Here is a 12,113-nt window from a genome sequence, read left to right on the forward strand (position 1 = left end):
TTTTACATTTCGTCTGGCTGCTGTTATGTTCTATAAGAAAAGAGAGGCTGACAATCTCTCTTTTTTTATTTAGTGTTCAATTGGTATGCATAAAACGATTGATCATCAAAGCGAACTGTTTCAGCTTCTATAGCAATCAACATGCTGTTCATATTTATAAGAAAATTAGCGTTTGAATGGTAGTGTTCAATTTTAGAATTCGAAAGGTTTCCGATCCCTTCTGGGTGATAACTGAACTCAAATATTTGCCAATTATATTCTTCTGGAATAATTTTTTCTAATCTCATGTCGCCAACATCTGCACTAAAATAAGTAGATGCCACATTTTGGAATAATATTTTATGCGTATATTCAGCTTCACTTTCAAAAACCTTGATATTAAGTGAGAGCTCTTTTTTAAACACATTAAAATCTAAATGAAGGACACTGCACCCCTCATCTATATAATCAACCCATTCAATAATTGTTTTGTACATTGTCATTTCCTACCTCTTTTTAATCAATAACGCCTTACCACCAAGCAGAAAACAAAATACTCCATATATTGTTTTAACCAATCATTTAAATCATCTGTTGAATGCAAAAAATTTTCAGGAGAATCTTTCAAATCAATCCCGCTTAGAAGGATTAACATATCCCAGACTCTATCGTCTTCTACTTCGGGGTCATCCGCATAAACATAAGTGCCCGCCCAATCTGACACTTCTTCTCTTGTTGTTTGTCCATTTAAGACACTTTTGATTTTATTTATGCATTCTATTAGATTTGGCTCGCTCAATTTGATCACCACGTATTCAAGTACTAAATGATTTGTTATTAGTATACAAGGCACCGTACTGATATTTAGATATTGAAGTTTTTTTCGTAAAAAATATGTTCCAAAAGGTTTCCTTTTAAGAAAGCAATCTACCAATATACAAGCTCACAGCCATATTCCGTGTGCAATATACATAAACCAAACTGACACTCAGGCTCAACCAAAATAAAACTATGATTGAGAAGCCCTTCGTCGAACCCAGTACATTCCAATAAGCCCTCAAGGTGCTCGAGACATTTTCCAAAAGCACAAACTAGCGCACCAATTTCGCTGCTGTATTGATGAAACAGCAGCACGTCCCGGTCATCATAAGCAACATATGACTGAGATGTTTTCAAGATCAGCTGTTTCGCTTCCGTTTTTCCGGGAGCATCAATCTCACGGGTGTTGGCCGGTATTGAATTTGATAACACCAGTTCAAGCAACTGCTTGCTTTTCGCCAGATCAGCAAAGCGATAACTGAAGCCTCTTTCTGCGCAAGGGACTAGTTTTTCTTTGATTTCGCTTTTCAACAAACGTCTTTTATTCTCATCGAGTTTTTCGATTAATCTTTTTTGCATGAGCCGCAATCCCTCCGCCGTCAATTTCTCAAGTTCTTTTAATTTGATTAATCTTTCTCTTGTTTTCTTTGTCATTTATCATTCAGATTTGTTCTAAAAAAAGCTTGTATCGCTTAATGATACAAGCTTTATATTCTACTATTTAAAACTCACCCAGCGGGTTATCCTCAAAACGCTCCCACAGTTTTGGAAACCTTTCAGGCAAATCTTCTTCTTTCCAGTCCAATTCAATCTCGTCTGATTCGGTAAGTCCCTTTTGTTCAAGCGCATCCAAAAGCTCATCGTATACTTCATCATCCCAATCATCGTCGCCAGTCTTCATATATGTCAAAACCTCGATTGCCACTGACAGCAAGTCTTCATTCTACGGATGCCTTCCTCGTCAAGTGTTTCCTCCATGATAGATACTGCCGCTCATAAAAAAGATATAGATTAAAATAAGTGTAATGATTATATTCCTCTCAATTCGACTTTTAAAATCCGCAACATTTTAACAAAGGTTTTTTTCCATGTCATCATTACGATCACTTCTATGTTGAAGCATATATTTCGGTTGAATCAAAGAAAACCCTTTCAGTTTCAACTGCATACAATGCTTGATTAATCCCAATCAAAACGTTTGCATTCGATTCATAATCTTCAATTAAAGGATGATATAATGTTCCAATACCCTGCGGATAGTAAGAGAATGAATTTAAAATCCATCTTTCCCCATCAGCAAATTCTTTTAAAGACGATTCCTTGCCGGCATAAAAAAATAATGATGATACATTCTTGAATAAAATACGATGCTGCTGCTTCTTTCCCTTCGTATCCATCTCTAAATAAAGAATAAATTCTTTTTTAAAGAAATGAAAATCTGTTTTTAATACGGTGAATTCTGAATCAATCAGATGCTTTTGTATTGGATTATTCACTTAAATCCTGCCTCCTTGAAAGAAATTTCTTGATCCCAGCCACTATATTATTTCTTTGGTTTTTTTCAGTTTTTTCATAACTATGAAACACTTGATATTCTTTAGAATCAAAGGATACACAATTAGATTCTATGGCAAGTAAAGTCCCGTTAATTTCTATAAGAAAATTAGCATTTGAGACCTGATTACCCAATATACCATTTTGTAGTTTCCCAATTCCTTCTTTGAAATAACTGATTTCTTCAAGGTACCAATTAGTATCAATGGGTATAGTTTTATCAAACTTGTTATGAACACTAAAATTGCAATAAATCCCATTTATATCCTTAAATGAAATTTCTTTTAAAGTGGCTTTTTCTCCTTCTTCATATAACTTAAGATAAAGAGTTAATCTATTCTCTAGGTATTCAAAATTAATATCGTACATAAAGCAATTAACATCGTGATTTATATAGTCTATCCATTGTTCAATACTGTTCATGTTATAACATTCTCCTCACTTTAATTAAGTAAAAAGGTTTGTAAATGCAGATGGAAACTTAGACAAGATTCTTAAGTAGAATTCACCTGTATAACCATCTGCATCTCTAACTATGTTAATTGCTATTATTAACCCCTAAATGATCTTTACATTTGATTTATAGATTTAATTACACTGATACTATTATCTTCTGTGTGACTTACTGCGCAAGCGTTTATTTATATTTCTATATGATGACCATCTTAACTTTATATGAGTCTCAGAAGGATTATTTGAGAAATGCCCTTTTGCATTTAAAGGACCTTTATTTCTAACTGACATTCTATAGTATGGTTTCTTTCGTTGACCAGAATTCTTCCCCATTAACCTTACTGTATGTTTTTTAGTAGTAACTACCCAACCTTTTTTAGTTTTAGCCCTTTTAATTACACCTTTGTTTGCCTTTGCAACTTTTCTAGCATTCCAGTATGTTTTAGATAATTTTCCAGCCTTATATAGAGTACGTCCTACTCGTAGATAGTTTCCTCCGATTGCTCCGCCAGCAGCACCTAAGGCTACAGATCCAACTAACCTCCAACCTCTTGCTCCCTTTGCCTTGGCAGCTTTGTAAGAAGAGACTCCTCCAATTAAAGCACCTGCTACCATCCATACCCAATGCCCATCCGGGTCAACATTCATCACCGGGTTATTATTTCCATAAGTATACCCATTCTGATCCAATGAATCTCCGTCGCTGCCCGGATCCGGGTCGAGCGATAAGAACACGCCGTTTCTTGGCTCGTAGTAGCGGGCCATGAGATAGTACAGACCGGTTTCTTCGTCGTATTGGTAGCCTGCGTAGCGGTATCGGTTGTCTTTTACTTCTTCACTTGCTTCGGTTTTTGTTGGATTTCCCCATGCGTCGTACTGATATGTGGCAACGGTTTTTCCAGTGCTGTCTGAGATCGCGATGACGTCACCGTGTGCGTTGTAGTGATAGAAATATTTCTTGCCATTTTCTGTGTAGGATAACAGCTGGCCGCTGTCTCCGTACGTGTATGATTTTGTGACTTTGTTGTCCGCGTCTGTTTCATACAAGACGTTCAAGCTGTCTCCATCGTAGAAGTAGTTCGTGACTTTTCCGTTGACGTTTTTTTGGATTCTGTTTCCTTTTTCGTCATACTTATATGTTGCGAATGGCTTGTCTTCGCCTTTTTTTGTAACGGCGGTCAGGTTATCTTCTGCATCCCACATATATGTGAATTTGCCGTCGGATGTGCGGTTGCCGTTTTTATCGTAAGAGATGCTTTCATCATTGACTTTTGTCAGCTGGTTCATGATGTTGAAGGAAGCGTTCACCGTTTTGCTTGAACCGTCTTTTACAGTTGTAACGGTTTTCCGGTTCCCGAATCCGTCATATGTGTATTCAATGACAGTACCATCTTCATGGGTTTCTTTGACAAGCTGATTCAGCTTTCCATACTCATATTGCACCTTGCCGCTTGCTGAGCTGTTTATCGTGGTACGGTTTCCGTTGGCATCGTATTCATAGCTTTCTGTCAGAATGCTTCCGCCGTTTTTGTCGCCGATATGCAGCGAGCTTACAAGGTTTCTTTCGTCATAAGAAAAACTTGTTCCGCCGCCGTTGCCTGTAATAAAGGTTTGGACGTTGCCATTTTCATCATAATCAAATGAATATGAAGATGTACTGTCTTTCATCTCAATCATTTGATCCAGTTTGTTATACGTAAATTGATTCGTTCCTTTTTGGTCCCCATGACTCCACGAGAAGGTTTTCAGTTTATCGGAGTCACTAGGATATGACCAAGTTTGGCTGCCGCCGCGGTCAGTCAATTCGGTTAAACGGTTTTTGTTGTCAAATGTCCGTTTCTTTGTGGTGTTCTGCTCTTTATTGACGACTGACGTTTCATTTCCATTTTTGTCATACGTGAAATTGTACTTTTCTGTACCGTTATACGATTTTGATTTCACCCGGTCTGTTCCATCATAAGAAAGAGACACTTCGTTGCCATTCGGTGAAATGGTTTTGATCAGGTTGCTGTTGGCATCATATTCGCTTGCTAGCACATTGCCCAGTGGGTCAGTTGTTTTGACAAGCTTGCCCATGACATCATATTCATATTTATAGGTTTGATCTGCTCCCGCCCGAATGGTTTTGCTTACCTCATTGCCTTCCTTATCATAGCTGTGAAGGATAGACGTGCCGTTGGAGAGCGTCATGTTTGTCAATTGGTCTGCCTGATCATACGTATAGGTTGTTTTTTCACCTTTTGCATCCGTTTCAGCTGTTTTCTTACCCGTTTCATCGTAATCAGTTGAAGTGGCGTAACCTAGTTCGTCCTCTTCCTTGGTCACATAGTTTCCATTGCTGTCATACGTGCTTTTTGTTAGAAGGCTTCCTTCAATCAGACGGATATCATCAAACCACACTGTTCCTGTTGCGCTCTTTTGGAACAGTATGCTGATATCGACTTTATTAATCGGCTTTGTTTTTGGTATAACCACAGCTGCGCGGTTCCATTCCTGTGTTCCAGAAGGGAATTTCGCATTGTAGACGCCTGTGCTGCCGTCCGTATAAGTGACATTAGCCTGCAAAGAATAGTCTTTTTCATCTGTGAACTTGACACTGCTTGCTTTCGACATGCCTGTCAGTGTGAGATAAACCGGTTTGTCGTTTGCGCTTTGCCCTAAGACAACGGTTTGTTTTGTTACTGATCCGGCTTGGGACGCACTGGTCCGGGCAGCTTTTAATGATACATTATCATTAAAGCCTTCTTCAGAATCAACGGATGCCCCGCTTACGCTCCAGTTTTCCGTTGCTGCTGTGAAACTGCTGTTTTGTACTGGGTTATAGCTTGATGATACTTCGCCTTTTTCCAGCTGAACTTCATCAAACCATGCTTTCCCTTTGCCATCTTTATCTTTATGGTCCACTTCCATATACACAACAGCTTTTCCTGCATTCGCAGGAGTCGTAAAAGTAATTTGTCGTTTTGTCCAGTCATTTTTTCCGGCTAATGCGCTGTATTCATTGTGAATCCATTGAATTCGTTTTTGATCTTTGTCTCGCAAATCAATGTTAAAGTAGGCTCTTGATTTCGCTAGATCTGTTTTGATTTTCCCGCTTAATGTATAGGTGGTATTCGGCTCCAGTTCAACTGTTTGTGTCGCTGACGAATATCCGTGATCTGTTCCGGCAGACGTTGATTGGCTCAAGACTTCCAATGCCTTTGATCCGGAAAGAACCCCGCTTTTATCGGTGATAATTGAGATTTTGCCGCTGTCTTTAGAAGCAGTCAGATTCCAGCCGGATTTTTGTGCTTCAAAGCTTCCATCTTTCAAAATATTGGTTGAAGCTGATAAATCTTTGCTGGATTGAATCTGATTTCCGTATTTATCATAAACAGCTGCTGAAGATGATTTTCCGCTCTGATCGGTTTCGGATACAGCATCCAGTCCGTCATAGGCAATATCTGTGACGTTCCCCTCGGTATCCTTCATCTTTGTGACATCGTTGTTTTTGTTGTATTCGTATGTCTCAGTTCCATATGCGTCTTTAACAGACGTAACGTTGCCATCTTTGTCATATTGATAGCTTTCCGTTGCTTTTCCTGTTCCGACGTCGTTTGGATCTACATCTTCTACGACATTGTTGCCTTCATACTTTGTATTCGTTGTAATTTTTAACCCTTCCGCATCATCAATGACCTGGATGGGATTTCCCGCTTCATTATAGCCATACTGCACTTTTCGGCCGTTCGGCTGTGTCATAAGAAGCGTCTTTTTATCAGCATCATAGCTATAAACATATGTTTCTTTCTTAGCGTTGATCGCTTTTTCAAGACGGTGCCCGCTATACTGATATTCGGTAAAGACAGGCTTTGCTTCAGTACTGTTGGCTGAATATTGTTTGACAAGGCGCCCTTCCCCATCATAGTCATAGCTTGTGACAGTCCCGTCTGTATCAGTGACTTTCTTCAGCAAATCATTCTCATATGAGTAGGTGACTTTCTTATTTTTAGGTCCGGTGATGGAAGTCACATGACCGTTTTCATCATATGTGAGTGTGAGCTTGCGGCCTGATGCATCTGTAATGGCTGTCAGTTGATTTTTGTCATTGTATGTGTAGACAGTTGCATTGTTGTGGCCATCCACTACTTTTTGAAGCTTGCCGCCTTTTTTATTGAAATAAGCATTTGTTTGATCCTTTGTTTTTAATATGAACTGATCAGCTGTTTCTGTTAATTCAAGATATACACCGGTCGGCGGCTGATACGTGCCATCGGCTTTTTTTGTAAATCGATGTGTAGTAGCGTCTTCATCAATATACATTGCCCCGCCGTCCGTCGGGATAACAGATGTTTCAGCATCAGCATACCAGCCTTGTCCAAATAAGTGATCAGAGCTGTCAAGACTGTTGTAGGTTCTCGATAAGCCAAGTCCCGGTCCGCGCCCGTCAATTGACAGGTCTTCTTCACTCACAATAACATTGCCTGTCGCACCATTTAACTGGCCGCTTGGGATATCAATGATAGACCAGTATTCTTCTGTTCCAAGGAATTCTGCGCCTTCATGGAACGTTGGGTTAAAGGGAGCCGTCGGAATCGTTTCACCATTCGCATCATAGGCGGAAAGAGTGAAAGAATAATTCTTCTTCCCTTTGTAATTCCCATTTGCATTGTTATAGACAGGTGACGGATCAAGAGCTAATTCTCCGCCTTTTCCATCTGTATGCAGCTTATAGCTTCCGGCTTTAATTTCCTCAGAAGTCGGCCAGATGTTTTTATTTTGGGTTGTCCAATGATCCGCGTCACCCACATCAAAGGACTGATATTCCTTACCGTTGTAAATGTTAACTTTATAGCCTTTCGCATTTTGAACCTTTTCCCATATCAAATTCACATAGCCCGTTTGACTCGATTTTGTATTTGTATACAAATAGCCAGTTAAATTCTTTGGCCTAGCAATATCAGGAAGTGCCGGGTTAGCAGCCGGGGATGCAATGGCTTCACCGTCTTTGTTATATGCGATCAATTTAAACGAGTAATTTTTTTTGGCTCCGTCTCCACCGGCGTTTTTATAGGTTGGTCCGGGATTGATCGGCAGCTCTGCTCCGCTTCCGTCCTTTAGGTGAAGAGCATATTTTCCCGCTTTAATTTCTGCACTTGTCGGCCAGATCTTTTTCCCCTTGGTGGTCCAAGACGTCTGATTTCCCAGATCAAGTGTCTCAAAGCCTTTCCCATTGAACACCTGAACTTTATAGCCGGCGGCTCCTGATACAGCTTTCCAAGAAAGATCAAAGTACCCTGTGGCATTCCCGTTATTATAGCCCTTGGTTGACGGTGCTTGTGCTTTTCCTACATTAGGGATAACGGGCTTTGCCGGTGCGGACATCGCTCCTTCTCCCTGATCAAATATTGCACTGACGCCGATCCAATAGTTTTTGCTTGTGGCATAGCTTCCGCCGGAATTCTTATAGACCGGGGATGGATCTAATGCCAATTCAGCTCCGTCCTTGCCGTCCACATGCAGTTTATATCGCTTGGAAGCAATTTCTGCGCTCGTGGGCCAGATCTTTTTTCCTTTTGTGCTCCACGACGTGACGTTTCCTGCAGAGATTGCTTGATACTCTTTACCATTGTAAATCCATACTTTATACCCTTTCGCACCTTCAACCTTTTTCCAGCTGATATCAAAATAACCAGTGGAATCGCCGTTGTGATAGGCTTTAATTGTAGGTGTGTTTCCCTTTGGAATGGTATACGTCACTTCAATATACGGTTTATTGGCGGAGTTCGCTGATGAAATCAATTTTTTCCAATATTCCTTGCCGTTTCCGTTTGTATGAAGCTTAAATCCATAGTTGGCCCCGCCGGAGTTCCATGACTTTACAGCAGCGGTCACATCGTAACTTGCCCACTGTCCTTTATGAACCTCAGCTTTTCCAATATTTTTCGATGCCGGTTTGGTATTCCATGTCACTTTTCCATTATCATAATTGCTGTTAACTGTATCTAGCCAAAGACCGGTTGCCTTTGTTCCATAATAGGAATGGGCGACGTATGTTTTTAATGTAGCTTTGGTGACAGTCATATTTTGAATTGGTTTTAGGTTGTTAAATTTCATGAACGCATAGTTTGTGCCTGTTGTTTTGTCATAGTAGCCCGTTTTCAGCACATAAGACTTTAAGTTAGCATCCCACTTTTGAGAGGACGCCGAGTAGTTCGTTGTCGGATAGGCACTCATGACAAACGTATCTGATGAAACAGATAAAGATGTTGACGGGTCGATAGATACTGGATATACGCGTTCTGGGTCCTTCAGCCAGTTCTCGTCTGCCGTGAGATGAAGCAAATACCCTTCTTCATTCTTATCCAGCTTATAGCTGACTTTGTCCGACCGTTTAACCTCGCCAGAAAGTTCATCTAACTTTGAATCCGTCATAAAAGGCTTAGGCACAGAAAAAACAACTTTACCTTTTTCATCAGAAAAATCAATGGATCCATCCTCTTGTTCTTTAGCCTGCAAATCGGTTTTCAACTGAAATGTAAATGTGTTGTACCCATCATATTGATGAAGGACTAAATCTTCTTTTATGTTTTCATTGAATGTGAAAGTCTGAAGATCAATATTCGGAAAAACATCCGGATAAACAATCTCATTACTGTCAGTCTTATAATCTGCTGAGGTATCTTTCGGAGTAAGTGAAGTTTTATTTGGGCCTTTTGCTTCTACAAGTGAATATGTAACCTTATGGTCATTATGCTCAAAAGTCGCATAAAGCCCGTTCTTCATTTGCTTTTGAAAATCTGAATTCAAAATGGCATTCTCTGTCTCGACTTGTTTGCTTGTCGATTCTTTTAACTCAGGAGAAATGTCTTCCCAGTCAGCATTCGGTGTTTCCTTTGTATGAATGGGATCAAGGTACACTTCCTGTTTATAGACACCGTCGCCTTCATAATACAGCTTTGTATTTTCTGTTCTTTCTGAGGTGACTTCACCCTCTTTGTTTATATCTTTTGGATCAAAAGGTACGGCTTCCTCAGTTTGTTCATTCCGAGGAGTTTCTTCTGGATCATCGGCAACAATACGATTTCCAGTCTCTTCTTCTGTGGTTTTTGCCAGTACATCTGCCGGCAATAATGAAATCATTAAAGCCAATACTAAAAATGATGCAATGAACCTTTTAAAGGTCCGCCTCTTTCTTTTTTTCATTTTCTCTCTCCTTTTGTAATAAAAGTAATATTCAACAAATAATCTTAACGATCATGAAATGTTATTTCAATATTTTTCTAGAAATTTTATCTTATTTTAAGAATTAACCAGAGTAAATTGACCCAAAAACAAAAAAAGGCCGCTTAGGCCTTTTTACATTTTTCTATCTTTATTGAATTTGTTCAATATCCTTACCCTCAGCCGCCAGATCCGCCTTCCCCTGCCTCCTGACAAGTGTCAAAGCCATGCCCGCAAAGATCATCACGATGCCAAGTGTTTGATAGAGGTCAGGGCGGAAGCCTGTGAAGACGGTATCGAGAACGATCGCGACAGCCGGGTCGAGGAAGACAATGATTGAAATAAACTTCGTTGATAAAAATCGCAAACTGTCAAAAAACAGTAAATACACGATGCCCGTATGGATGATACCGGTAGATACCACCATAATCCAGTTCCCTTGAGACAGATGGGCAAAAACGCCAAAATGAATAAACGGAATCAGGATAATGACCCCTAAACCCGTTTGCAAGAAGGTGGTCGTGTAAGGGCTGAGGTTTTGTATGCCTTTCCCTAATAAAGTGGTGAGCGCATAAAACAGTGCGGCGAGAACGGCCCAAATGATTCCTGATCCCATCAGCTGTGTAAATGAAGTGCTGCCGTTAATCCCGGAAATCAGCGCAGTTCCTAGAAAACAGATGATAATGGAGCTGACGGAGATGACATTTAATTTCTCTCTGTAGATGATGCTCCCCAGGAGAAGAACAAGCACCGGGGCAAGGTGATAAACAGAGATGGCGATCGTAACGGATGTTTCTTCAAAAGACTTAAATAAGAAGACCCAGTTGAATACAAGAAAGAAACCGCACGCCAATGTTTGCAGCACTTCTCTCTTGCTCCATTTTTCGGTTTTATACTGCCCGGACACCAGCCAGCAAAAGCTTAAAAATAGCGTCGCGCAAAGGCAGCGGACAAATACCAATTCAAATGACGGCAGATTGGTATGCTCTGAGAAAAAGCCGATGGAACCGAAAATCACCATGGAGATGACCATTTTGATTACGGCTGTTGATTTTTGTTTTGGTGTGATTGAGAGGTCTTGCTGCATCAAATGTATTCTACCTCCAGTTATGTATATGGAAAAGCACCCCAACTGCAAGGTACTTTTCCCTTTATTATAGTTTCTTGCCGGCCGTCCAGCCGCCGTCTATGGCAAAGTTTGAGCCTGTAATAAAGTACGCCTCATCAGAAGCCAAATGCTTCATACAGGAAACGATATCACTCGGCTGCCCCCACGTATGGAGGGCATGATTATCTTTGATCAGCTGAACCATTTCATCGTCTTGAAAATACTCTTCCGTCAATTCTGTTTGGATCACGCCGGGTGAAATGCTATTCACCCTGATTCCCATTGACCCGAATTCCATAGCGAACTGCTTTGTCAGTCCGATGACCGCATGCTTGGAAGACACATAGGCAGCCCGCACAGGCTCTGCCATCAGCCCGGACACAGAGACGATATTGATCATACAGCCTCGTTTTCCCAGCTTAGACCACAGCCTTGCCGCGTCCCGGGAAAGAATAAAGGCTGCTGTGAGATTAATGTCTATGATCTTTTTGAATGATTTTGCTGATCATTCAAGAGCAGGGGTAATTTCCCTTATCCCTGCTGCATTGATTAAGATATCCGGAATCAATTAGCTATGTTCAAGCTTTGATATCAAAAATTCTGCCTGCTGAACATCAGACAAGTCTGCTTCTTCCATGTGAAATTCACTGTTTACTATAGATTCTGACAATTATTCGTTTGAATATCTACTCCAACGACCCGAAACCGTCCGCTAGAAATTATTTTACCGCCGAAAGCCGATTACCGTTCCGCTATTTGCCCCAGTAATCATTATATTTTTTTTTCGCCATTTTACATTTCTGCTTTTTTTATTTTGATAATTTTACATAATCTTGCATACTATAGTTTGTTCATATAATTTAGCATTACGTTCCATCCTCTATTTTCCATATTTTTATCATACAGGAAATTACCAAAAAACTCATTTGCTTTTTAAGGAGAGAGATCATTATGGTTCAAGCTGCAGGTGCACGATGAAATGAGCAGATGATTTTTT

Annotated in this window: 8 protein-coding genes and 1 pseudogene; all 9 read right to left on the minus strand. The window is 40.2% G+C overall.

Annotation, left to right across the window (positions count from 1 at the left end; translation table 11 throughout):
• Window positions 1–65 precede the first annotated feature (65 nt).
• Window positions 66–482, minus strand: a complete 417-nt coding sequence (locus BSI_RS17700; protein WP_003236267.1) for a YxiG family protein — start codon at window positions 480–482, stop codon at window positions 66–68.
• 17 nt (window positions 483–499) lie between these two features.
• Complete coding sequence (locus tag BSI_RS17695) at window positions 500–913, minus strand: YxzC family protein (protein ID WP_080030778.1); 414 nt, start codon at window positions 911–913, stop codon at window positions 500–502.
• On the minus strand, window positions 907–1,377 hold the full coding sequence (locus tag BSI_RS17690) for a YxiF family protein (RefSeq protein ID WP_032731827.1): 471 nt from the start codon (window positions 1,375–1,377) through the stop codon (window positions 907–909). The genes BSI_RS17695 and BSI_RS17690 overlap by 7 nt, the downstream gene beginning before the upstream one ends.
• Before the next feature lie 142 nt (window positions 1,378–1,519).
• On the minus strand, window positions 1,520–1,699 hold the full coding sequence (locus BSI_RS17685) for a hypothetical protein (RefSeq protein WP_003236273.1): 180 nt from the start codon (window positions 1,697–1,699) through the stop codon (window positions 1,520–1,522).
• Between the two features lie 208 nt (window positions 1,700–1,907).
• Window positions 1,908–2,294, minus strand: coding sequence for a YxiG family protein (locus BSI_RS17680; protein ID WP_003236275.1), 387 nt, complete (start codon window positions 2,292–2,294; stop codon window positions 1,908–1,910).
• Complete coding sequence (locus tag BSI_RS0120770) at window positions 2,287–2,775, minus strand: YxiG family protein (RefSeq protein ID WP_003236277.1); 489 nt, start codon at window positions 2,773–2,775, stop codon at window positions 2,287–2,289. The genes BSI_RS17680 and BSI_RS0120770 overlap by 8 nt, the downstream gene beginning before the upstream one ends.
• A 183-nt stretch (window positions 2,776–2,958) precedes the next feature.
• Window positions 2,959–9,990 (minus strand): tRNA nuclease WapA, encoded by a 7,032-nt coding sequence (wapA, locus tag BSI_RS17675; protein WP_003236279.1) that lies wholly within the window; start codon window positions 9,988–9,990, stop codon window positions 2,959–2,961.
• Between the two features lie 169 nt (window positions 9,991–10,159).
• Entirely contained in the window at window positions 10,160–11,095 is a 936-nt protein-coding gene (locus tag BSI_RS17670) for a DMT family transporter (protein ID WP_032731837.1), read from the minus strand.
• A 67-nt stretch (window positions 11,096–11,162) separates the two neighbouring features.
• Window positions 11,163–11,888, minus strand: a pseudogene (locus BSI_RS23270) (SDR family NAD(P)-dependent oxidoreductase).
• Window positions 11,889–12,113 lie beyond the last annotated feature (225 nt).

The organism is Bacillus inaquosorum KCTC 13429, from assembly GCF_000332645.1.
GTDB lineage: Bacteria > Bacillota > Bacilli > Bacillales > Bacillaceae > Bacillus > Bacillus inaquosorum.